The organism is Arthrobacter sp. MDT1-48-3, from assembly GCF_054511015.1.
The window spans coordinates 138,720-159,817 of sequence record NZ_JBTNDL010000007.1 but is presented as its reverse complement, the minus strand read 5'-3'; the positions used below and the strand labels follow the sequence as shown (position 1 = coordinate 159,817).

The 21,098-nt window shown below is 69.8% G+C and carries 24 protein-coding genes; 14 read left to right on the top strand and 10 right to left on the bottom strand.

The genetic code is table 11. The features are described from left to right. The first annotated feature begins 154 nt into the window (after positions 1–154). The gene (gene typA / locus ACX80L_RS14710; RefSeq protein ID WP_208741611.1) at positions 155–2,071 is read left to right on the top strand and encodes a translational GTPase TypA; all 1,917 of its coding nucleotides are present in this window, start codon (positions 155–157) and stop codon (positions 2,069–2,071) included. A gap of 13 nt (positions 2,072–2,084) precedes the next feature. Further along, a complete protein-coding gene (locus ACX80L_RS14705; protein ID WP_459290516.1) occupies positions 2,085–2,687 on the top strand; it encodes a hypothetical protein in 603 nt (200 codons plus the stop codon). Positions 2,688–2,699: 12 nt separating this feature from the next. On the opposite strand, the gene ACX80L_RS14700 is transcribed toward ACX80L_RS14705, so the two are convergent. Then, the gene (locus tag ACX80L_RS14700) at positions 2,700–3,194 is read right to left on the bottom strand and encodes an ArsR/SmtB family transcription factor (RefSeq protein ID WP_208741610.1); all 495 of its coding nucleotides are present in this window, start codon (positions 3,192–3,194) and stop codon (positions 2,700–2,702) included. A gap of 51 nt (positions 3,195–3,245) precedes the next feature. Beyond that, positions 3,246–3,482, bottom strand: coding sequence for a hypothetical protein (locus tag ACX80L_RS14695; protein WP_133083292.1), 237 nt, complete (start codon positions 3,480–3,482; stop codon positions 3,246–3,248). A 144-nt stretch (positions 3,483–3,626) separates the two neighbouring features. On the opposite strand from ACX80L_RS14695, the gene fdxA reads away from it, so the two are divergent. From fdxA to ACX80L_RS14680, 3 genes are all read left to right on the top strand, one after another. Then, on the top strand, positions 3,627–3,953 hold the full coding sequence (gene fdxA, locus ACX80L_RS14690) for a ferredoxin (RefSeq protein WP_049829022.1): 327 nt from the start codon (positions 3,627–3,629) through the stop codon (positions 3,951–3,953). 3 nt (positions 3,954–3,956) lie between these two features. Further along, on the top strand, positions 3,957–5,108 hold the full coding sequence (gene dapC / locus ACX80L_RS14685) for a succinyldiaminopimelate transaminase (RefSeq protein ID WP_459290555.1): 1,152 nt from the start codon (positions 3,957–3,959) through the stop codon (positions 5,106–5,108). Between the two features lie 167 nt (positions 5,109–5,275). After that, on the top strand, positions 5,276–6,559 hold the full coding sequence (locus tag ACX80L_RS14680; protein WP_133083290.1) for a citrate synthase: 1,284 nt from the start codon (positions 5,276–5,278) through the stop codon (positions 6,557–6,559). Positions 6,560–6,645: 86 nt separating this feature from the next. Here the strand turns inward: ACX80L_RS14680 and galE are convergent, their stop codons facing one another. Then, positions 6,646–7,671 carry a UDP-glucose 4-epimerase GalE gene (galE, locus tag ACX80L_RS14675; protein ID WP_459267071.1) on the bottom strand — a complete coding sequence of 342 codons (1,026 nt, stop codon included), beginning with the start codon at positions 7,669–7,671 and terminating at the stop codon, positions 6,646–6,648. 166 nt (positions 7,672–7,837) lie between these two features. Here galE and ACX80L_RS14670 point away from each other — a divergent pair, with 166 nt between their 5' ends. Further along, positions 7,838–8,446: a hypothetical protein gene (locus tag ACX80L_RS14670; protein WP_459290514.1), complete on the top strand. Its 609-nt coding sequence runs from the start codon at positions 7,838–7,840 to the stop codon at positions 8,444–8,446. Positions 8,447–8,458: 12 nt separating this feature from the next. Here the strand turns inward: ACX80L_RS14670 and ACX80L_RS14665 are convergent, their stop codons facing one another. Next, a complete protein-coding gene (locus ACX80L_RS14665; protein WP_459290553.1) occupies positions 8,459–9,274 on the bottom strand; it encodes a hypothetical protein in 816 nt (271 codons plus the stop codon). A 66-nt stretch (positions 9,275–9,340) separates the two neighbouring features. Beyond that, positions 9,341–10,321, bottom strand: coding sequence for a 2,3,4,5-tetrahydropyridine-2,6-dicarboxylate N-succinyltransferase (gene dapD / locus ACX80L_RS14660; protein WP_133080998.1), 981 nt, complete (start codon positions 10,319–10,321; stop codon positions 9,341–9,343). Between the two features lie 33 nt (positions 10,322–10,354). Here dapD and dapE point away from each other — a divergent pair, with 33 nt between their 5' ends. After that, complete coding sequence (gene dapE, locus ACX80L_RS14655) at positions 10,355–11,446, top strand: succinyl-diaminopimelate desuccinylase (protein WP_133080997.1); 1,092 nt, start codon at positions 10,355–10,357, stop codon at positions 11,444–11,446. 72 nt (positions 11,447–11,518) lie between these two features. Here the strand turns inward: dapE and ACX80L_RS14650 are convergent, their stop codons facing one another. The 4 genes from ACX80L_RS14650 to ACX80L_RS14635 form a co-directional block, all read right to left on the bottom strand. Further along, positions 11,519–12,388: an amino acid ABC transporter permease gene (locus ACX80L_RS14650; protein ID WP_133080996.1), complete on the bottom strand. Its 870-nt coding sequence runs from the start codon at positions 12,386–12,388 to the stop codon at positions 11,519–11,521. Beyond that, on the bottom strand, positions 12,385–13,062 hold the full coding sequence (locus ACX80L_RS14645; protein ID WP_133080995.1) for an amino acid ABC transporter permease: 678 nt from the start codon (positions 13,060–13,062) through the stop codon (positions 12,385–12,387). The genes ACX80L_RS14650 and ACX80L_RS14645 overlap by 4 nt, the downstream gene beginning before the upstream one ends. Before the next feature lie 77 nt (positions 13,063–13,139). Then, complete coding sequence (locus ACX80L_RS14640; protein ID WP_133080994.1) at positions 13,140–13,979, bottom strand: transporter substrate-binding domain-containing protein; 840 nt, start codon at positions 13,977–13,979, stop codon at positions 13,140–13,142. A 59-nt stretch (positions 13,980–14,038) separates the two neighbouring features. Continuing rightward, positions 14,039–14,815 (bottom strand): ATP-binding cassette domain-containing protein, encoded by a 777-nt coding sequence (locus ACX80L_RS14635; protein WP_133080993.1) that lies wholly within the window; start codon positions 14,813–14,815, stop codon positions 14,039–14,041. Between the two features lie 118 nt (positions 14,816–14,933). Here ACX80L_RS14635 and ACX80L_RS14630 point away from each other — a divergent pair, with 118 nt between their 5' ends. The 5 genes from ACX80L_RS14630 (at position 14,934) to ACX80L_RS14610 (ending at position 18,474) form a co-directional block, all read left to right on the top strand. Then, complete coding sequence (locus ACX80L_RS14630) at positions 14,934–15,818, top strand: LOG family protein (RefSeq protein WP_459290511.1); 885 nt, start codon at positions 14,934–14,936, stop codon at positions 15,816–15,818. 35 nt (positions 15,819–15,853) lie between these two features. Then, complete coding sequence (locus tag ACX80L_RS14625; RefSeq protein ID WP_133080991.1) at positions 15,854–16,252, top strand: DivIVA domain-containing protein; 399 nt, start codon at positions 15,854–15,856, stop codon at positions 16,250–16,252. Then, positions 16,249–16,932, top strand: a complete 684-nt coding sequence (locus ACX80L_RS14620; RefSeq protein WP_459290509.1) for a DNA-3-methyladenine glycosylase I — start codon at positions 16,249–16,251, stop codon at positions 16,930–16,932. The genes ACX80L_RS14625 and ACX80L_RS14620 overlap by 4 nt, the downstream gene beginning before the upstream one ends. Beyond that, complete coding sequence (locus ACX80L_RS14615) at positions 16,929–18,140, top strand: hypothetical protein (RefSeq protein WP_459290507.1); 1,212 nt, start codon at positions 16,929–16,931, stop codon at positions 18,138–18,140. Before ACX80L_RS14620 ends, ACX80L_RS14615 begins: the two co-directional genes overlap by 4 nt. Positions 18,141–18,306: 166 nt before the next feature. Continuing rightward, on the top strand, positions 18,307–18,474 hold the full coding sequence (locus ACX80L_RS14610; RefSeq protein WP_087076540.1) for a DUF3117 domain-containing protein: 168 nt from the start codon (positions 18,307–18,309) through the stop codon (positions 18,472–18,474). Positions 18,475–18,486: 12 nt separating this feature from the next. On the opposite strand, the gene ACX80L_RS14605 is transcribed toward ACX80L_RS14610, so the two are convergent. Next, the gene (locus ACX80L_RS14605; RefSeq protein ID WP_208741597.1) at positions 18,487–19,125 is read right to left on the bottom strand and encodes an O-methyltransferase; all 639 of its coding nucleotides are present in this window, start codon (positions 19,123–19,125) and stop codon (positions 18,487–18,489) included. A gap of 300 nt (positions 19,126–19,425) precedes the next feature. Between ACX80L_RS14605 and sigE the strand changes: the two genes are divergently transcribed. Further along, the gene (gene sigE, locus ACX80L_RS14600; protein ID WP_459290504.1) at positions 19,426–20,076 is read left to right on the top strand and encodes an RNA polymerase sigma factor SigE; all 651 of its coding nucleotides are present in this window, start codon (positions 19,426–19,428) and stop codon (positions 20,074–20,076) included. Positions 20,077–20,080: 4 nt separating this feature from the next. After that, positions 20,081–21,049, top strand: a complete 969-nt coding sequence (locus ACX80L_RS14595) for a zf-HC2 domain-containing protein (RefSeq protein ID WP_133080986.1) — start codon at positions 20,081–20,083, stop codon at positions 21,047–21,049. Positions 21,050–21,098 lie beyond the last annotated feature (49 nt).

Genomic DNA, 21,098 nt, shown 5'->3' with positions numbered 1-21,098 from the left:
GGGGCCGCCGCCGTTGTGCGCCCACAGCGAATCCGGACGCCGATTGACAGGGCGCATTAGGTCTGTTTTTACCTCTCGCCTAGACTGGTAGGAGGGCGCGCACTGCAGCCGCCGTCACTTTCCCCGCAGTTGATACTGAATTGAGTCCTTACGCATGTCTGAAACCACAGGCAACACCGCTGTCCGCAGCGATCTCCGCAACGTAGCCATCGTGGCCCACGTTGACCACGGAAAAACCACCCTGGTCGATGCCATGCTGAAGCAGACCAACTCGTTCGCTGCGCACGGCGACGTCGCCGACCGCGTCATGGACTCGGGTGACCTCGAGCGCGAGAAGGGCATCACCATCCTCGCCAAGAACACCACGGTGTTCTACGACGGTCCGTCCGCCAAGGGCGAGACGATCACTATCAATGTCATCGACACCCCCGGCCACGCCGACTTCGGCGGCGAGGTCGAGCGCGGCCTGTCCATGGTCGACGGCGTCGTCCTCCTCGTCGACGCGTCCGAGGGCCCGCTGCCCCAGACCCGCTTCGTCCTCCGCAAGGCCCTCGCGGCCAAGCTCCCCGTGGTGCTGCTGGTCAACAAGACCGACCGCCCCGACTCCCGCATCGAGGAGGTCGTCAGCGAGTCCATGGACCTGCTCCTCGGCCTCGCCTCCGACCTCGCGGACGAGGTCCCCGACCTCGACCTCGACGCGATCCTCAACGTTCCCGTCGTCTACGCCGCCGCCCGCGCCGGTGCCGCCTCGCTCGAGCAGCCGGCGGACGGGACCGTGCCGTCGAACGACAACCTGGAGCCCCTGTTCCAGACGATCATCGAGCACATCCCCGCACCCCGCTACAACCCCGAGGGTGTCCTGCAGGCACACGTGACCAACCTGGATGCCTCGCCGTTCCTCGGCCGCCTCGCCCTGCTGCGCATCTTCAACGGAACCCTGCGCAAGGGCCAGACCGTCGCCTGGGCCCGCCAGAACGGCGAGCTGAAGTCCGTCAAGATCACCGAGCTCCTCGCCACCAAGGCGCTGGACCGTGTTCCCACCGACTCCGCCGGACCCGGCGAGATCGTCGCCGTCGCCGGCATCGAGGGCATCACCATCGGTGAGACCCTCACCGACGTCGACAACCCCCAGCCCCTGCCGCTCATCACGGTCGACGACCCCGCGATCTCCGTGACCATCGGCATCAACACCTCGCCGCTCGCCGGCAAGGTCAAGGGCGCCAAGGTCACGGCACGCCAGGTCAAGGACCGCCTCGACAAGGAGCTCATCGGCAACGTCTCGCTCCGCGTCCTGCCCACCGCACGCCCCGACGCGTGGGAGGTCCAGGGCCGCGGCGAGCTCGCACTGGCCATCCTCGTGGAGCAGATGCGCCGCGAGGGCTTCGAACTCACCGTCGGCAAGCCCCAGGTGGTCACCAGGACCATCGACGGCAAGATCCACGAGCCGATGGAGCACATGACCATCGACGTCCCCGAGGAGTACCTCGGCGGCGTCACCCAGCTCATGGCCGCCCGCAAGGGCCGGATGACCAACATGGCCAACCACGGCACCGGCTGGGTCCGTATGGAGTTCATCGTCCCGGCGCGAGGCCTGATCGGCTTCCGCACCCGCTTCCTGACCGACACCCGCGGTGCAGGTATCGCAGCGTCCATCTCCGAGGGCTACGAGCCGTGGGCCGGTGACATCGAGTACCGCACCAACGGTTCGATGATCGCCGACCGCGCCGGCGTCGTGACCCCGTTCGCGATGATCAACCTGCAGGAGCGCGGCTCCTTCTTCGTGCAGCCCACCTCCGAGGTGTACGAGGGCATGATCGTCGGCGAGAACTCACGCGCCGATGACATGGAGGTCAACATCACGAAGGAGAAGAAGCTCACCAACATGCGTGCGGCCTCCTCCGACACCTTCGAGAACCTGACCCCGCCCCGCAACCTCACGCTCGAGGAGTCCCTCGAGTTCGCCCGCGAGGACGAGTGCGTCGAGGTCACGCCGGAGTCCATCCGTATCCGCAAGGTCATCCTCGACGCCAACGAGCGCATGCGCGCCTCGCGTTCACGCGCCCGCGCCTAGCTCCACGAGCACCATGGCACACGACGACGCCGGCGCCTCCCCAGCGGGGGAGGGCCGGCGTTCGGCGTTCCCGGGGACGGGGGACTCCGGCCCGATCTCACGGGCGGACCCGTCCGTGCCGGACGCATCGGCCGCCGGACGGTACGGGAGCGACGACGATCGACGGGCGGCTGCGGCCGCGGCTCCTGGCGCCCGGCCCGGGTCGTCGGGCCCCGCGACGTCCGCCCCGAGCCGCATCGTGGCCGTGGTGGGGGCTGCCGTCGCCGGGATCACGGCAGCGGTGTTCGGGACGCTGCTGCACGCGCACGTGCTCTTCGTCGCCGGTACGGCGCTGCCCGTGGGCGCGGTGGCCGCACTGGCGCTCGCCGGCAGCCTGTTCCTGCTGAGCGGGCTCTGGGCGCGGAGCGTCGCGATGACGGCGGTGGCAGGAGTGGTCGCGTACGGCGTGGTCGCCCTGCTGTCCACGTCGTCGAAGACGCTGATCCTCACCGGCTCGTCGGAGGTCGCCCCGGGGACCGCCGCCGCGGGCAACCTCTGGCTCTTCGGTGTGCTCGCGATGACGCTCGTCGCCGTGACGCTGGGCGCCGTCGTGCTGCGTCCGCAGCGGCGCCGCTAGCAGTCCGCGGAGTCAGTCCGCGGTGCGGTCCAGGTGGTGCGCGAGCATGATCGAGGTGGCCGTGCCGTCCTCGTCGGGGTCCCGCCGGGCGTACTCCTCGAACACGTCACGGATGCGGCCCATCATCTCGGCGCGGTGCTCGTCGTTGAGCCGGACGCCGAGGCGCCAGACGTCGATCTCGGACGGCTGCAGGCCCTCGATCTCCTGCAGGAACGTCTCCACGAGCACGGGCGCCGCATTCGGGATACGGCTGTGCCAGGACAACCCTGTGGCGCGGTAGGGGATCTCCTTGGCGCCACGGTTGCCGGTGCGGGCGTCGTCGGCCGCGAGGAAACCGGTGGACAGGAGGGTGCGCACGTGGTGCAGCGCCGTCGCCGGATTGAGATCCAGCGTCTCGGCGATCTCCTTGTTGGTCCTCGCCTTGTGGAGGCACAGACGCAGGATGCGGAGCCTGACAGGGGAGCTGAGCGCCCGGCCTCGGGCCTGGAGATCCTCGTCTGTGTCCATCCGCCGATTATACGGGAATTCGACCTATCGATTGATAGGTCCCAATCACTGTTACGCCGTTCCCCGGCGGGGGGCCCTGCGCGGCGGAGCCGGCGGCACCGTCTTCGCGGCCGCCACATCGGAGAGTAGGACGACGTCGTCCCCCCTGCGGGTGCGCACGGTGCAGCTGGTGCCGTCCCGCGCGATCAGGTCGCCCAGCGAGTCGGTGAAGCCGTCGTCGAGGCGGCGCCGCACGACGACCCTCGTATTCAGAGGGAGCGAGGCGAGGAGGTCGAGGGGGCTCTGCACCCGTCAAGGGTAGACCTCCGGGCGCGTCGGCGCGGCCGACCCCGGGCGGGGAGCGGGTGGTCCTGCCGGAGGGAGGCGTTGCGTTAAGCTGGAGACCGCACCTCGGGTGCGCAGCCGACCCAGCTCCAACGAAAGGCGTGGGAAGTGACCTACGTAATCGCGCAGCCATGCGTGGACGTCAAGGACAAGGCCTGTATCGAAGAGTGCCCTGTCGACTGCATCTATGAGGGCGAGCGGTCGCTCTACATCCACCCCGACGAATGCGTGGACTGCGGCGCGTGCGAGCCCGTCTGCCCGGTGGAGGCCATCTACTACGAGGACGACACTCCCGAGCAGTGGGCCGAGTACTACAAGGCGAACGTCGAGTTCTTCGACGATCTCGGCTCGCCCGGCGGTGCCGCGAAGGTCGGCAACACGGGCTTCGACCACCCCATCATCGCGGCCCTGCCGCCCCAGAACCAGCCCGCGTAGGTGGTGGCCGGGGAGCCGAAGCCGTTCGGCCTGCACCTGCCCGACTACCCCTGGGACGCGATGGCGCCCTACCGGGCGGTCGCCGCCGAGCACCCGGCGGGCGTGGTGGACCTGTCCATCGGGACGCCCGTCGATCCGACCCCGGAACTGATCCGGTCCGCGCTGGCCGCGGCCGCCGATGCGCACGGGTACCCCACCACGCACGGCACCACAGCGCTGCGGGAAGCCATCAGCGCCTGGTTCGCGCGCCGCCGCGGCGTGCCGGGCCTGGATCCCCTCGACATCCTGCCCACCGTCGGGTCCAAGGAACTGGTCGCGTGGCTGCCGCTCCTGCTGGGACTCGGCGAGGGGGACGTCGTCGTCCGTCCCACGGTGGCGTACCCGACCTACGACATCGGAGCCCATCTCGCGGGTGCGACGCCCGTCCCGGCCGATTCCCTGGCGGAACTCCCCGCGGACGTGCGCGCCCGGGTGCGCCTCGTCTGGATCAACTCGCCGGGCAACCCCACGGGGGACGTGCTCGACGTCCACGCCCTGAAGGCGATCGTCGACGACGCCCGCTCCCTCGGAGCCGTCGTCGCATCGGACGAGTGCTACGGGGAACTGGGCTGGGGCGCCTGGGATCCCGCGGAGGGTGGCGAACCCGTGCCCAGCGTCCTCGACCCACGGGTCTCCGGCGGCTCGCACGAGCTCCTGCTGGCCGTCTACTCACTGAGCAAGCAGTCCAACCTCGCCGGGTACCGTGCTGCCTTCACGGCCGGCGATCCGGCGATCATCGCCAGCCTCGTCAACTCGCGCAAGCACGCCGGCATGATCGTGCCCTATCCGGTGCAGGAAGCGATGCGCGTGGCGCTCGGTGACGACACCCACGTGGCGGAACAGAAGGACCTGTACCGGCGACGCCGTGCCCTGCTGGTCCCGGCCCTCGAGGCCGCCGGATTCACCATCAGCGGTTCCGTGGCCGGCCTGTACCTCTGGGCGTCCGACGGCGAGCCCACCTGGGACACCATCGGCCGCCTGGCCGGGCTCGGCATCCTCGCGGGCCCCGGCACGTTCTACGGGGATGCGGGTTCAGGTTTCATCCGGGTCGCGCTCACGGGCAGCGACGAGAGGATCGAGGCGGCGGTCGCCCGCCTCGCCGACCTGGTCCGCTGAGCGGCGCTGGTCACCGGTGCACGGCGAAGGGCAGCAGGATTAGTGATCGGGCCCCGCTGGCGGTAGCGTTTCAGCTGAATGTGCGTTTCCCGGAGTGACGTGTGTCCTCCTGTGTTGCGATGACGATATGTGGCGACGACCTCGCTCCAGCTCCTGAAGGAGAATCGATGACCGAGCAGAATGCTGCTTCCCTGCACTACGGCGGTGGCGAACTCAGCCTCCCGCTGGTGCCCGCCGTTGAGGGCAACAACGGCTACGACGTGTCGAAACTGCTGAAGCAGACCGGCCAGGTCACCTTCGACCCGGGCTTCATGAACACAGCGGCCACCACGTCCGCGATCACCTACATCGACGGCGACGCCGGGATCCTGCGCTACCGCGGCTACCCGATCGAGGAACTCGCGAAGAACTCGAGCTTCCTGGAGGTCTCCTACCTCCTCATCTACGGCAACCTGCCGACACCCGAGGAACTGTCCGCGTTCGACGGACGGATCCGCCGCCACACCCTGCTGCACGAGGAGCTCAAGGGCTTCTTCGGCGGATTCCCCCGCGACGCGCACCCCATGCCCGTGCTGTCCTCGGCCGTCTCGGCGCTGTCCACGTTCTACCAGGACTCCCTGGACCCCTTCGACGACGAGCAGGTGGAGCTCTCCACGTTCCGCCTCATGGCGAAGCTGCCCGTCATCGCGGCCTACGCGCACAAGAAGTCCATCGGCCAGCCGATGCTGTACCCGGACAACTCCATGAACCTCGTGGAGAACTTCCTGCGGCTCTCCTTCGGCCTGCCGGCCGAGCCGTACGACCTCGATCCGATGATGGTCAAGGCCCTGGACCTGCTGCTCATCCTGCACGCGGACCACGAGCAGAACTGCTCCACGTCGACGGTCCGCCTCGTGGGCAGCTCGAACGCGAACATGTTCGCGTCGGTCTCCGCGGGCATCAACGCTCTCTTCGGCCCGCTGCACGGTGGCGCGAACGAGGCCGTGCTCAACATGCTGCGCGACATCCAGGCCAAGGGCATGCAGCCCGAGGACTTCATGGAGAAGGTCAAGAAGAAGGAAGACGGCGTGAAGCTCATGGGCTTCGGGCACCGCGTCTACAAGAACTACGACCCGCGCGCCAAGATCGTCAAGGCCACGGCCCACGACATCCTCAACAAGCTCGGCGGCAACGACGAACTGCTCGACATCGCCATGCGCCTCGAGGAGAAGGCGCTCGCGGACGACTACTTCATCGAGCGGAAGCTCTACCCGAACGTCGACTTCTACACGGGGCTGATCTACAAGGCGATGGGCTTCCCGGAGAAGATGTTCACCGTGCTGTTCGCGATCGGGCGCCTGCCCGGCTGGATCGCGCAGTGGCGCGAGATGATGCAGGATCCGCAGACCAAGATCGGGCGCCCGCGCCAGCTGTACACGGGCGAGGGAGAGCGGCACTACCCCGCGATCTGAGCCGCGGGACGAGCTTTCCCGCACCCGGTACGGAAACGGCCGCCCACCATCAGGTGGGCGGCCGTCGTCGTTCCGGGACGAGGAGGTCAGGCGACCGGGGCCGTCGCGTAGCCCTGCGGGTTGTTCCTCTGCCAGCGCCAGTGGTCCTCGCACATCTCGGCGAGGGTCCGCGTCGCGGACCAGCCGAGGTCGGCCAGGGCGGAGGAGGGGTCCGCGTAGCTCACGGCCGCGTCGCCGGGCCGGCGGGGAGCGAACTCGTAGGGGATGTCCCGGCCCACCGCGGCCGAGAACGCCGTGAGGACCTCGAGGACGGAGGAGCCGTTGCCGGTGCCGAGGTTCCACGTGTGCACGCCGCCGCGCGCCACGAGGTAGTCGAGCGCGGCGAGGTGCCCCTCGGCGAGGTCGACCACGTGGATGTAGTCGCGCACGCCCGTGCCGTCCGGCGTCGGGTAGTCGTTGCCGAACACCATCACCTTCTCGCGCCGGCCGACGGCCACCTGCGCCACGAACGGCAGCAGGTTGTTGGGCACGCCGGTGGGGTCCTCACCGATGGTGCCCGAGGCATGCGCGCCCACCGGGTTGAAGTAGCGCAGCAGGGCGATGTTCCACCGTGGGTCGGCGGCACCGAGGTCCGAGAGGATGTCCTCGATCTGCTCCTTGGTGCGCCCGTAAGGATTCACCGCGTCCAGGGGGAGCTTCTCGGTGAGGGGTACCTCCTCGGAGGCACCGTACACGGTGGCGGACGAACTGAAGACCAGCGTGCGCACGCCGGCATCGTCCATCACACGCAGCAGGTTCAGCGTGCCCCCCACGTTGTTGGAGTAGTAGTACAGCGGCTTCTCGACCGATTCACCCACGGCCTTCAGGCCCGCGAAGTGGATCACCGCGTCGACCTTCTCCTCCGCGAAGATGGACCGCAGCCGGGGCTCGTCGAGCAGATCGGCCTGGTGGAACGTGGGCGTGCGGCCGGCGAGGGCCGCGACACGCTCGAGCGAGGTCTCGGTGGAGTTCAGCAGGTTGTCGACGACGACGACGTCATGGCCGTGTTCGAGCAGGGTCAGGACGGTGTGCGAGCCGATGTAGCCACTGCCACCGGTAACGAGGATCTTCATGCTTCCATCCTAGGTCGGCGTCCCACCCGACTCTTCCACCGCATCGTCCTCCGGGCCGTCCTCCGCGTGCGGTTCCATGAGTCCAGCGAAACGGACGCGGCTCTGGAGCGGCCGCGGGTGCGGGGTCTACTCTGGGAGCCAGCCCGACCGGTCCCGAAGGAGGCCCATGTCGTACCCCGGGTACAGCACGTACTTCACCGTGGACACCTCCCAGGTGCTCCTCGTGGCGCTCTACCTGCGGGACTGCGCCGGGCTGCGGGGGGTCGGACTCCCCGCGCTGCCGCCGATCGTCCCGTCCGTGCGGACGGTCGAGACCCGGCGGCTGACCGAGCCGTCAGGTGGTGACACGGCACTGCGGGTCGAGTGGGAGGCGTGGTGGCACAGCCTCCTCGGAGGCCGTATCAGCGACGCCGTCCTGCCCCTGCCGCCACGCTTCGAGGCGCTGGACGGCATGGAGGCGCTGAAGGCGCTCATGCGGGCCCACGTCGGGGCAGCCATGGACTGGGCCGAGGAGCGGTGCGCGGAGTATGCCCTCCACGCGGGGGCGAGGGGCGCCGACAGCATGGAGTACCTGCTGGCGCGGATCGTGCAGGAACGCGAGCTTGAACTGGGCCGGGCCGCCCGCCACTTCACGCTGCAGGTCGTCGAACTCCCGCTGGGCGTCCACCGCGCGTGGTGGGTGGAGCCGGACAAACTCCTGATGTGCCAGGAGCTGTTCGACGACGAGCGGTCCTTCCGCAGCTATGTGGAGCCGGTGGTCAGGGTGCTCGCCTGAGCCGTTGGCCGGTCAGGGCGTCATCCCCGCGACGGTGACGACCAGGGTCCCGGGGTCCGTCGGCGTCGGAGTCCACCCGCCGTCGGACCTGACCCATGCGAGGCCCCCGTACGCGACCGAGGTGATGTGCAGATGGGCGGCGTTCGCGACGGCCCACTGCGCGGCCGCCCAGCCCGTCGTCCCGCTCACGCCCAGGGTGAGGGTCCTCCCGTCGGCGACGCCCCCGAGCGGCCCGAAGACCTCGTCGGCGGCGTCGGACACCGCGAGGGTGTCGCCGTCCGCGGCCGGTTCCCGGAGCGTGCAGTCGAGGGCGGCAGGGGAGTTGCCCGTCAGCGCGGAGGCGAAGGCGCGTCCTTCCGGCTCGTGGTCCGCGTACGCCTCGGGGTAGGCGGACCGCTGGACCGTCTGCGCCGCCTCGGTGATGGGCAGCGTCTCGTAGCCCGGCACCTCCACCAGGGCGTCGTAGAAGGCGCCGGTGGCGTAGAGCGGCGTCATGACCTGCTCCTCCGTGCCCCAGCCCTGCGAGGGCCGCTGCTGGAACAGCCCGCGGGAGTCGGGGCCGGCGTCGTCCCCGTAGCCGATGTTCTCGAGCCGCGACTCCTGGATGGCCGTGGCGATCGCGATGGACGCCGCCCGCGCAGGCAGGCCGCGCTGGACGGCGACGCCGGAGATCAGGGCGGCGTTCCCGGCCTGCGTCGGGCTCAGCTCGAAGGTATCGGCGCCCACCGTGGCACTGCAGCGTTCACGGACCAATACCTGGCTGTCCTGGAGCTGGTCGAGCGCGAGGACGCCACCGCCGACTACGACGATCCCGAGGGCGGCGAGCATGGCACCGGTCCGCAGCCGGCGCCGGCGGCGACGGACAGCAGCGGAGGGGGGCCGCGGCACCACGGGCTAGTTGGCGTGCAGGGCCGGGTTGAGCGCGATCCCGTCGCCGGTGCGCGGACGTGCCTCGACCGCACCGGTGGCGGAGTTGCGCAGGAAGAGGATGCCCGGTTCACCCGAGAGGTCCTTGGCCTTCACGAGCGTCCCGTCCTGAAGGGTCACCTTGGTGCCGGCCGTGAGGTACAGGCCGGCCTCGACCACGCAGTCGTCCCCGAGGGAGATGCCCACACCGGACTCGGCGCCGAGCAGGCAGCGCTCACCGATGGTGATGCGTTCCTTGCCGCCACCCGAGAGGGTGCCCATGATCGAGGCGCCGCCGCCGATGTCGGAGCCGTTGCCCACCACCACACCCGCGGAGATACGGCCCTCGACCATGGAGTGGCCGAGGGTGCCCGCGTTGAAGTTCACGAAGCCCTCGTGCATCACGGTGGTGCCGTCGGCGAGATGGGCACCCAGGCGGACACGATCGGCGTCGGCGATCCTCACGCCTGCCGGCACCACGTAGTCCACCATGCGCGGGAACTTGTCGACGCCGTGCACGGCCACGGGTCCGCGCGCCCGCAGGGCGGCCCGGACGGTCTCGAAGCCCTGCACGGGGGCCGGTCCGTGGTTCGTCCAGACCACAGTGGCCAGGAGCCCGAAGATGCCGTCGAGGTTGATGGTGTTGGGCTCGACGAGCCGGTGGGAGAGCAGGTGCAGCCTCAGGTACGCGTCCTCGGTCCCGGCCGGGGCGTCGTCCGGATCCACGGCGAGGTCCACGACCCGCTGGGTCACCTGCCGCGCGTCGTCGGACCCGGAGCCTGCGAGCGTCTCGAGGGTGTTGCGCAACTCCTGCTGCGCGGCGGCGTCCATCGGATCGGCTCCGAGCCAGGGGGCGGGGAACCACGTATCCAGGACGGTGCCGTCCGAGGCCACCGTCGCGAGGCCGATGCCACCGGCCACACGCTGGGAGGCTCCGGGCAGGGAAGGGCTGGGCGTAGGAGGAGTCATGGGCAGCAGTCTACCGAGGGATAGGGTTGCAGCATGATTCAGACACCCTCCGTGGAGCTCGACCTGGCCTCCGACGTCGCCCAGCTCACAGCCCGACTGATCGACGTCGAGAGCGTCTCGGGCAACGAGGCGGGCATCGCCGACGCCGTCGAGCGGGCCCTGCGACCCCTGCAGCACCTCGAGGTGGTCCGCGACGGCGACTGCGTGCTGGCGCGGACGCGGCTCGGCCGCGCCGAGCGGGTCATCCTCGCCGGTCATCTGGACACCGTTCCGCTGCCCACCACCGCCGGGTCGAGGGGGACGGTCCCGTCCACCTGGGAAGGGGATGTGCTCTTCGGCCGGGGAGCGACGGACATGAAGGGGGGCGTGGCCGTGCAGCTCGCGCTCGCCGCCGCGCTCACCGCGCCGAGCCGCGACATCACCTTCATCTTCTACGACCACGAGGAGGTCGAGGCCTCGCTCAGCGGGCTGGGCCGCGTGGCCGTGTCCCATCCGGAGTGGCTGGAGGCGGACTTCGCGGTCCTCCTCGAACCCACGGACGGCACGGTGGAGGGAGGGTGCAACGGCACCGCGCGCTTCGACGTGCGCGTCACCGGGAAGGCATCGCACTCCGCCCGCGCCTGGATGGGGGAGAACGCCATCCACGGCGCCGCCGAGATCCTCGTCCGGCTCCGCGACCACGAGCCGGCGACCGTCCATGTCGACGGGCTCGACTACCGGGAGAGCCTGAACGCGGTCAAGATCAGCGGCGGCACGGCCGGCAACGTGATCCCGGACAGCACGGTCATCGAGGTGAACTACCGCTTCGCGCCGGACAAGACGCCCGAGCAGGCGGAGCAGTACGTACGGGCGCTGCTCGAGGGCTTCTCCGTCGAGCGGACCGACGCCGCCGCGGGAGCGCGGCCCGGTCTCCAGCATCCGGCGGCGGCGGCCTTCGTGGCGGCTGTCGGCGCCGAACCCAAGCCGAAGTACGGCTGGACCGACGTCGCGCGGTTCAGCGCCCTCGGCATACCGGCGGTCAACTTCGGTCCGGGCGACGCACTGCTCGCGCACACGGACGACGAGCACGTGCAGGCCGACGCGGTGCGCGCATGCCTCCGCGCCCTGACCACCTGGCTGTCCTGACCCGACCGCACACGACGAAGGGCCCGGCTGGTGCCGGGCCCTTCGTCGTCCAGGGGTGCAGTGGATGCCTCCTCAGGTGGAGGCGGCATCCATGGCGATGGCGCCCTTCGCGGCCGGTTTGCGCCCCTTCGTCCGGAAGCTGAGGAGCGTGGAGAGCCGGGTCGCCAGCGTGGAGAGCGCGAAGTTGATGGCGATGAAGATCGCTGCCGCGACGAACAGCGACGGGATCACGTTGCCCTCGCCCACCCCCAGGCGCCGCGTGAACTGCAGCAGCTCCGGGTAGGTGATGATGAAGCCCAGCGCGGAGTCCTTCAGGATCACCACGAACTGGCTGATCAGGGCCGGCAGCATGGCGATCAGGGCCTGCGGGACCTCGATGGAGCGCAGCGACTGGTTCCGGGTCAGGCCGATCGCCATGCCCGCCTCGCGCTGGCCCTTCGGCAGGCCGTGGACGCCGGAGCGCACGAGCTCGGCGATGACCGACCCGTTGTAGAGCGTCAGGGCGATGATCACGGCGATCAGTGGTGCGTCCTGCGGCTGGACGGCGCCCGAACTGCCGAGCGCCAGCCAGAAGAAGATCATCATGAGCAGCACGGGGACCGCGCGCAGGACCTCCACGACCAGGCCGGCGAACCAGCGGATCGGCGCGGCGTGCGAGAGCCTCCCGACGCCGAAGATCAGCCCGAAGAGGACCGAGGTGACGATCGAGATGCCGGCGGCCTTCAGGGTGTTGAGCAGCCCGGGCAGGATGAAGAACTCCCAGGTCCTCGACTCGAGGAAGGGTGACCACATGCTCCCGGTCAGCTGGCCCTTGTCCGCCAGGGCGGAGACCACCCAGGCGAGGATGCCGAGGACGACCAGCACACCCACGATGTTGCCGATGAGGATGTTGCGCCGGGCGCGCGGGCCGGGGGCGTCGAACAGGACCTGTTGGACGCTCATCGTGCCACCGCCAGTTTCCGTGAGGCCCAGGTGGTCAGGAGACCGATCGGGATCACCAGGATCACGAAGCCGAGGGCGAAGGTGAGGAAGATCGGGATCACGAGGTCCGACCGAAACTCGATCATGGTCTTCATGAGGCCGGAGGACTCGGTGGCGACCGAGCCGGCCGCGGCGACGGTCGAATTCTTGATGAGGGCGATCAGGACGTTGCCGAGCGGGGCGATCGCCCCGCGGAACGCCTGGGGCAGGATGATGAGGCGCGCGGCGGGGAGGAAGCTGAGTCCGATGGCACGCGCCGCTTCGGCCTGGCCGAGCGGAACCGTGTTCACGCCGCTGCGGATCGCCTCGCAGACGAAGGCGGCATGGTAGAGCGCCAGTCCCACGATCGCGATCCGGAACAGGCTGAGGTTGAGGTCACTCGCCAGGCTGATCTGCATGACGGAGAACAGACCGAGGAACCCGAACGCGAGGATGATCGTCAGCGGGGTGTTACGGAAGATGTTGACGTAGGCCGCCCCGAACCACTGCAGGCTGGGGATGGGGGAGATACGGAACAGTGCCAGCACCGTACCGATGGCCAGGGCCCAGATGGCGGCCCAGAACGACAGCTGGATGTTGACCCAGAACGCTGCGGGCACGTCGTAGGTCTCGAACAGCGACAGGTAGTTCTCCACGGTTCACCTCTTTCCTGGTGGGGAACATGGCATTGGTGGGGTGGTCCGTGCGGACCACCCCACCAATGATTGCGGTGCTACGCGCAGGGCGCCGGGGTCGGCGGGTTCAGCTCTGCGTTGAAGGTGTAGTCGGCACCCTCGGTGTTGCTGGTGATCGCTTCTTCCCAGGCACCGTCGTCGATCATCTTGGTGATGGCCGCATTGATGTCCTCGCACATGTCGCTGCCCTTGGGGAGCCCGACGCCGTAGTTCTCCTCGGAGAACGTGTTACCGACGACCTTGAACTTGCCGGCGTTGGACTCCTGCGCGGCGAGGCCGGCGAGGATGATGTCATCCGTGGTGACGGCGTCGATCTGGCCGCCGCCCATCGCGGTGACGCACTCCGCGTAGCCGGGCTGCTCGACGAGCTGCACCCCGGGGTACTGGTCCTTGATCTTCTGGGCGGAGGTGGAACCGGTCACGGAGCACAGGTTCTTGCCCTCGAGGTCCTCGGGGCCGGCGATGTCGCTGTCCGTGGGGACGAGGAGGTCCTGGCCGGCCACGAAGTACGGACCGGCGAAGTCGACGGTCTCCTTGCGGGTGTCGGTGATGGAGTACGTCGCGAAGATCATGTCCACCTGGCTGTTGGACAGCAGGTTCTCGCGGTTCGCCGACGGGGCTTCCACGAACTCGATCTGCTCCTCGGTGTACCCGAGCTCGTTCGCGACGTACTTCGCGACGTCGACGTCGAAGCCCGAGTAGGAGCCGCCCTCGTCGTAGCCGAGGCCCGGCTGGTCGAACTTGATGCCGATGCGGACGGTCTCGGCGCTGCCGCTCTCGCCGCCCTCCGACTCGGCGCTGTCGCCGCCGCCACAGGCGGACAGCGTCAGTGCGGCCACCGCAGCTACCGCGGCTGCTGCATATCGGGTCTTCTGCATTGGTTCTCCTTGCGTTGGGGCCTTCCGGAGGCCTTCTGGTATGCGGATGGTGCGGGGGGTCAGTGCGAGAGGATCTTGCCGAGGAAGTCCTTGGCGCGCTCGCTCTGCGGATTCGTGAAGAACTCCTCAGGCGTGGCCTGCTCCATGATCTGGCCGTCCGCCATGAAGATCACGCGGTCGGCGGCCCGGCGGGCGAAGCCCATCTCGTGGGTCACCACGATCATGGTCATGCCCTCCCTCGCGAGGGCCACCATGGCGTCGAGGACCTCGTTGATCATCTCCGGGTCGAGCGCCGAGGTGGGCTCGTCGAACAGCATGACCTTGGGCTTCATGGCGAGCGCGCGGGCGATCGCGACGCGCTGCTGCTGCCCGCCGGACAGCTGCGCCGGGAGCTTCTGCGCCTGGTTGTCGACGCCCACGCGCTTAAGCAGCGACATCGCGAGCTCCTTCGCCTCGCCGCCCTTCATGCCCCGGACCTTCACCGGACCGAGCGTGACGTTCTCGAGGATCGACTTGTGGGCGAAGAGGTTGAACGACTGGAAGACCATCCCGACGTCGGCGCGGAGTTTCGCCAGGGCCTTGCCCTCTGCGGGGAGCACCTTGCCGTCGATGGTGATCTCGCCGTCGTCGATGGTCTCGAGCCGGTTGATGGCGCGGCAGAGCGTCGACTTCCCGGAGCCGGAGGGGCCGATGACAACCACGACCTCACCGCGGGCGACGTCCAGGTTGATGTTCCGAAGGACGTGCAGGTCCCCGAAATGCTTGTTCACGTCCCGGAGGGAGACGAGGGGAGTTCCCGAGGACGCGGGCGCAGCCGGTTGCGGTTCACTTGTCATGGGAGAAATCTAGCGAACTATTCCCTGCCAGCAATACACAGTGGGGCAAAGGCACCGATTGTGATTAAAGAGCAATCAAAAGCAGCCCGCCGGCCTTTCCGTTGGCTAGCCTAGGGAAATGTCTCCCTCCCAGCACCCCTCGGCCAGCAGCGACACCGGGACCACCACCCTGCACGACGACGGCGCCCTCGCCGGATCCGGGCCGTCCGGATCCCCGGTTGCGGACGGCACGTCCGGCAGTCGTGCGACCGATCCCGCGGGAGCTGGCCGGGCCACTCGACGGAAGGGCTCGGTCGAGCTGAGGCGCGGCCAGGCGACGGTCCCGCAGTCGGACAACATGCTCCTCGACGCCGACGAATCCGGAGGCTTCACCCGCACCGACCCGTGGCGCGTGCTGCGCATCCAGAGCGAGTTCGTGGAGGGTTTCGGGACGCTGGCGGACCTCGGTCCGGCCATCAGCGTCTTCGGTTCGGCCCGGACCGCGCGCGACTCCTCGTACTACGCAATCGGCGAGGAGGTGGGCCGCAGGCTCGTGGAATCCGGCTACGCGGTCATCACGGGGGGCGGTCCGGGCGCGATGGAGGCGGCGAACAAGGGCGCCTGCGAGGCCGGCGGTACCTCCGTGGGCCTGGGCATCGAGCTGCCCTTCGAGCAGGGAATGAACGAGTGGGTGGACCTCGGCATCAACTTCCGCTACTTCTTCGCGCGGAAGACCATGTTCGTCAAGTACGCGAGCGGTTTCGTCGTGCTGCCGGGTGGCTTCGGTACCCTCGACGAGCTGTTCGAGGCGATGACCCTCGTGCAGACGGGCAAGGTGACCTCCTTCCCGATCGTGCTGATCGGCGTGGACTACTGGCGCCCCCTGGTCGAATGGATCGAAGGCACCCTGCTCGCCGAGGGCACCGTCTCCCGGCAGGACCTCTCGCTGCTGCAGCTGGTCGACACCGCCGAGGAGGCCGTGCGCATCGTGGCCGCGTCGGCCGGTCACGAGCACCGCGGCTGAGGGTTGCTCCGGAGGAACTCTGACACCATAGCGCTGTGACTATCTTCCTGGTGATCCTCGCCATCCTGCTGGTGGGAGGGACCGCGCTCCTCGCCTCGGGGCGTCCGCTCCCGGCGGCCCTGCACGGGTTCGCACCGGGTACCCGCGCCGACGGGCCGGATGCCGCGGCCGTCGCCCGCACCGGGTCCGGCGCCCCCCGGATGCAGGGGGACGGGCTGGGACTGGTGGAGCCGGTGGCGTCGCTGCCGCCCGTCCTGCTCCCCGACGTGCCCGCCGCAGCGGATGTCGATGCCGTCCGCTTCGGTCTCGGCCTCCGCGGCTACCGGATGGACCAGGTGGACGAGGTCCTCGACCGGCTGGCGGCGGCGCTCGAGGAACGCGACGCCCTCATCGGGGACCTGCGCTCGCGGCTCGCCGCGAAGGACGCCGGATGACCGGCATCGCGGTCCCGGGATCGGACGGCCGGCTCCGGTGCGGCTGGGCGGTCTCCAGCGCGGAGTACGAGCGGTACCACGACGAGGAGTGGGGGAGGCCCGTCCCCACCGAGGCGGGGCTCTTCGAACGGCTGAGCCTCGAGGCGTTCCAGTCCGGCCTGAGCTGGATCACGATCCTGCGCAAGCGGGAGGCGTTCCGCACGGCCTTCGCCGGCTTCGACCCGGCGGCCGTGGCACGGTTCGGCCCCGGGGACGTCGAGCGCCTGATGAACGACGCCGGTATCGTCCGCAACCGGCAGAAGATCGAGGCCACCATCTCGAACGCGGCGGCGCTGCTGGCGTTGCCGGACGGCACGACCCTCGGATCGCTGCTGGAGGCCCACCGACCCCTGCAGAAAGCCGTGCCCGCGACCCTTGCGGACGTCCCTGCCATCACGCCCGAGAGCACGGCACTGGCCCGGGAGCTCCGCAGCTTCGGCTTCCGCTTCGTGGGACCGACGACGGCGTACGCGATGCTGCAGGCCACGGGCTACGTGGACGACCACCTCCGCGACTGCTGGGTCCGGGTGGCGGCAGGGCCGGCGGTGCTCACCTCCCCGGACTCCCCGGACTCCCCGGACTCCCCGGCCGACCCGGCCGACCCGGCCGATCCGGCCGTCGCCTCCCCGACCGTTCCGTGAGCAGCACGGGGACGGCCGGTGTGCGCCGGTCCTCGCTCCGCCGGGTGCCCTGGCCCGTGCCGGTGCTGGCGGTCTTCCTCGCCGGGCGCCTCGTCTCCACCGTGATCCTCCTCCTCGCTGCGTCGCGCCAGGGCGCGAGCCCCTGGTCCGGGCCCTCACCCGCCTACGGCACCTTCATCGACTACTGGGACAGCGGCTGGTACGAGCGCATCTTCACGGAGGGCTACCCCTCCGATCTGCCGCGGGACGCCGGCGGCACGGTCCTCCACAACCAGTGGGCGTTCCACCCGCTCTTCCCGGGACTGGTCCGCGCGCTCGATGCCGTCACGGGCCTCGGCTGGGGGATCCTCGCGCCCTCCGTGTCCATCGCGGCCGCTGCCGGTGCTTCCCTCGTGGTGTACCGGCTGTTCCGGCTCCGCTCCGACGCCGCGGGGGCCCTCGCGGGCGTCGCGGTGGTGTCCTTCGCGCCCGTCGCCGCCATCCTGCAGGTGCCCTACGCGGAGTCGCTGCACCTGCTGCTGCTCGCCTCCGCGCTCTACCTCGTCGCCACGCACCGCTACTACGCGGCGATGCCCGTCGTCGTGCTCATGTGTTCCGCGCGTCCTGCCGGAGTGCCGTTCGCCATCATGGTCGGGATCCTGTTCCTCCACGCGCTGCAGGTCGCGCACCGGTCGGACGACGCCGCCGGGCGCAGCGCCGCAGGGCGGGTGCGGCCGCTGTTCCTGCTGGGGGTCGTCGCCTCGCTCTCCGCCGTCGCGTGGCCCGTCGCCGCGTGGGTGGTCACCGGCCAGCGCGACGCCTATGTCGCGACCGAGACCGCATGGCGCGGAGAGGCGCTGGCGCCCTTCGTGCCGTGGTTCGAGGCGCCTGCCGCCGTGCTGGGACCCGCGGCGGGAGCGCTGGTGGTCGTGGCGCTGGTGATAGGCGCCGCCGCCCTCTTCCTCTCCCCGGGCATGCGCTCGATCGGGCTGGTGCTCGGCGCCTGGTGCGCCGGCTACCTGCTGTACCTCGCGGCGTTCTGGGATCCGCAGTCCAGCACCTGGCGCATCCTGCTGCCGCTCTTCCCCCTGGCGCTCGCGGCCGCACGCCTGGGCGGCGGCCGCGTCCTGTGGGTGCTCCTGCCGGTGTCGGTGGTCCTCCAGTTCCTCTGGGTGGACTGGCTGTGGGCGTGGACGCCGTCCGGGCCGGACGGTGATTATCCACCCTGAGTGTGATCCACGCCGCACCTGAATTAGCAGGAGCAGGCCTTGTGCTGAATAATGAAGGGGATGACGTGCACCACCGGGACCCTCATCGGGCCACCGGGTCAGGCGCACCGTTTACTGTCGCGCTGCCGCTGACCGCGGTTGCGCCCTGTTGAAAGGGACACTCCCCATGGCTGCCATGAAACCGCGTACCGGCGATGGACCGATGGAAGTCACCAAGGAAGGGCGCAGCCTCATCATGCGGGTGCCGATCGACGGGGGCGGACGCCTGGTCGTCGAGCTCAACGCGGAAGAAGCGGGCAAGCTCAAGGACTGCCTGCTCACTGTCACCACCTAGGCGGCAGCGCCGTCAGGCGCGCTGCTTCACCGCCAGCAGGAGCCCGGTCCCGGTCGGCAGGAGCGCCGACACGAGGGACTCGTTCTCCCGGATCATCCGGCCGACCTGGCGCAGTGTGTTGGTCGACTGCTCCCGGACGGCCGGCTCGGCCACCCGGTCCTGGTCCAGGGCGTCGTTGACGATCATGATCCCACCGTCCTTGAGCAGGCGTGTGGCCTGCTCGACGTAGGCCGGGAGCCCGGGCTTGTCCGCGTCGATGAAGACCAGGTCGTACGCGCGGTCCGTCAGGCGTGGGAGGACATCGGCGGCGCGGCCCGAGATGGTGCGCGTGCGGTTGGACGGGATGCCGGCCTCCGAGTAGGCCTCGCGCGCGGCGCGGAGGTGGTCCACGTCGGAGTCGATCGTCGTGAGCACCGCGTTCCGTCCGAGTCCCCTCAGCAGGCAGACGCCGGACACGCCTGCGCCGGCGCCCACCTCGACGGCGGTGCTCGCCTTCGACGCCGCAGCCAGCACGGTGAGCGCCGCGCCGACCGCAGGCGTCACGGGGGTGACACCGAGTTCGTGGGAGCGGTCTCGGGCCCGAAGGAGGATGTCGTCCTCGTCGGGGAGTCCTTCCGTGTAGGACCAGCTGCTGTGTTTGTCGGCGGCCATGGACGTCCGTTCTATGGTTCTCGGGGATGCGGGCTGGAAGGGGCGGAAGCCCCGCCCCAACCCTACTGTGCGGCGCAGCAGGACTTCCATGCGGCGCGTCCTGCCCCGGGGCGGACGGTGCGTGACCCACGCACCGGGGGAGAGCGACGTCCACGGATCTGCCAGCGAGTTCCCAGCTTGGTACGAAAGACTTTTCTCTCGGGACATCCAGCAGCAGCGCAGTCCCGAATCCCCGGTACTCCCGCAGGTCGTGCGCCCGCGGGACGCAGCCTGTTCGGGATTCGCGGCGAGAAGGGGAACATGATGTCTAGTGTCAAGGCGGGGCAGATCGCCGTGGAGGCCAGCACGGGCGCGGACGAGCCGCTGCTCGACGAGCACGGCAACCCCTGGGTCGCACCATCCTGGGAAGAAGTCGTCACCAACTACTCACCGAAGGTCTATCGCCTCGCGTACCGGCTCACGGGCAACAGGTTCGACGCCGAGGACCTCACCCAGGAGGTCTTCGTGCGGGTCTTCCGTTCCCTCGCGAATTTCAAGCCCGGAACGCTCGACGGCTGGCTGCACCGCATCACCACCAACCTGTTCCTCGATCAGGCCCGACGGAAGACGCGCATCCGGTTCGACGGACTCACCGAAGAGGCCGAGAGCCGCCTCCCGAGCAAGCACCCGGGCCCCGAGCGCAGCTTCGAGTTCAACAACCTGGACATCGACGTGCAGTCGGCACTGGAGGAACTGCCGCCGGACTTCCGCGCAGCCGTCGTACTCTGCGACCTCGAAGGCCTCGCCTACGACGAGGTGGCGCAGGTGCTCGGGGTGAAGCTCGGTACCGTCCGCTCGCGCATCCACCGCGGCCGCACCATGCTGCGGGAGAAGCTCGCCCACCGCGACCCGCGCCGGTCGGGCGGGAACGGTCCTGCCCTCGGCGTGCCACGGATCGCCGGTCTGGGCTAGGCCGATGCTGCATCCCCATCGCTCGCTGCAGGACCTCGTCGACGGTGAGTTGTCCGACAGGCGCCGCATCGCCGTGGAGCGCCATGTCTCCCGCTGCGCCTCGTGCGCTGCGGGCGTGGCCCGGCTCCGACGTCTCAAGAGCGCGCTGCTGGGACTGCGCAACCCGTCACCCGACCCGGACCTGCAGCGCAGGCTGCTGTCGCCCGGGTTCGGGTCCGCCGGGGTCCAGGAGCGGACCGGCTCGAGTGCGGCCTTCGTACGCGCCCATCACGAGCGCACCGGTCCCGTCCGCAGCCGCCGCACGCTGGTCGCCACGGCCGGTGGGTCCGCCGCCGTCGTCGCCGCGCTCCTGGCCAGCGCCTACGTCATCGGATCGGAGACCCGGCCCGCGACGGTCGCCGAGGCCGGCGGCACCACCGCGTTGCGCGCCGGCTGGGAGGCCGTGGCACCCCGGACGCCCACCTACCTGGACACCGACCAGCTGGAGACCCTGCGGGCCGGCGGCTGGTACTGCCCGGAACTCGAATCGCTCGGCTTCGACCTCCGCAGCGCCGAGGGCATCACCGTCGACGGCACACCGACCCTGGAACTCGTCCTGGAGAACGACGGCGACACCGTGACCGTCTACGAACAGCGGAAGGTCGGCGGCGCTGTGGATGCCGCTGCTCCGCCGCTGAACGCCGTCACCGGGAACATCGTGACGCAGGACGGCTTCGAGCACGTCGGCGGTGCAGGCCAGGACGTCTGGGTCCTGTCCGGCCGGCCCTGGCAGGTCGTCCTCGATTCGCCGTCGGTCACCTACACCGTGGTGTCCGACCTGCCCGCGGCCGCCATGCCGCAGACGCTCAGCCAGCTCGTGATGGCGGAGCACGCCCAGCTCGCGCTGGCGCCGCAGGGCGGGGACGACTCCATGGTGGAGCGCATCCTCCGCGGTCTCTCGACGATCACCCACCCCGAGGAGAACGGCGGCTGACCGGCGGTGTCGCCGGTCTGTGGCTCCCGCGGGCACGGCCCGGCGTCCG

Coding starts and splice junctions, on each gene's coding strand:
- ACX80L_RS14605 (WP_208741597.1), bottom strand. CDS start 19,125: ATGGCCGCCGACAAACACAGCAGCTGGTCCTACACGGAAGGACTCCCC.
- ACX80L_RS14630 (WP_459290511.1), top strand. CDS start 14,934: ATGTCTCCCTCCCAGCACCCCTCGGCCAGCAGCGACACCGGGACCACC.
- ACX80L_RS14650 (WP_133080996.1), bottom strand. CDS start 12,388: ATGAGCGTCCAACAGGTCCTGTTCGACGCCCCCGGCCCGCGCGCCCGG.
- dapD (WP_133080998.1), bottom strand. CDS start 10,321: ATGACTCCTCCTACGCCCAGCCCTTCCCTGCCCGGAGCCTCCCAGCGT.
- ACX80L_RS14610 (WP_087076540.1), top strand. CDS start 18,307: ATGGCTGCCATGAAACCGCGTACCGGCGATGGACCGATGGAAGTCACC.
- sigE (WP_459290504.1), top strand. CDS start 19,426: ATGATGTCTAGTGTCAAGGCGGGGCAGATCGCCGTGGAGGCCAGCACG.
- ACX80L_RS14680 (WP_133083290.1), top strand. CDS start 5,276: ATGACCGAGCAGAATGCTGCTTCCCTGCACTACGGCGGTGGCGAACTC.
- ACX80L_RS14635 (WP_133080993.1), bottom strand. CDS start 14,815: ATGACAAGTGAACCGCAACCGGCTGCGCCCGCGTCCTCGGGAACTCCC.
- ACX80L_RS14705 (WP_459290516.1), top strand. CDS start 2,085: ATGGCACACGACGACGCCGGCGCCTCCCCAGCGGGGGAGGGCCGGCGT.
- ACX80L_RS14595 (WP_133080986.1), top strand. CDS start 20,081: ATGCTGCATCCCCATCGCTCGCTGCAGGACCTCGTCGACGGTGAGTTG.
- ACX80L_RS14640 (WP_133080994.1), bottom strand. CDS start 13,979: ATGCAGAAGACCCGATATGCAGCAGCCGCGGTAGCTGCGGTGGCCGCA.
- galE (WP_459267071.1), bottom strand. CDS start 7,671: ATGAAGATCCTCGTTACCGGTGGCAGTGGCTACATCGGCTCGCACACC.
- ACX80L_RS14665 (WP_459290553.1), bottom strand. CDS start 9,274: ATGCTCGCCGCCCTCGGGATCGTCGTAGTCGGCGGTGGCGTCCTCGCG.
- ACX80L_RS14670 (WP_459290514.1), top strand. CDS start 7,838: ATGTCGTACCCCGGGTACAGCACGTACTTCACCGTGGACACCTCCCAG.
- typA (WP_208741611.1), top strand. CDS start 155: ATGTCTGAAACCACAGGCAACACCGCTGTCCGCAGCGATCTCCGCAAC.
- dapE (WP_133080997.1), top strand. CDS start 10,355: ATGATTCAGACACCCTCCGTGGAGCTCGACCTGGCCTCCGACGTCGCC.
- ACX80L_RS14700 (WP_208741610.1), bottom strand. CDS start 3,194: ATGGACACAGACGAGGATCTCCAGGCCCGAGGCCGGGCGCTCAGCTCC.
- ACX80L_RS14620 (WP_459290509.1), top strand. CDS start 16,249: ATGACCGGCATCGCGGTCCCGGGATCGGACGGCCGGCTCCGGTGCGGC.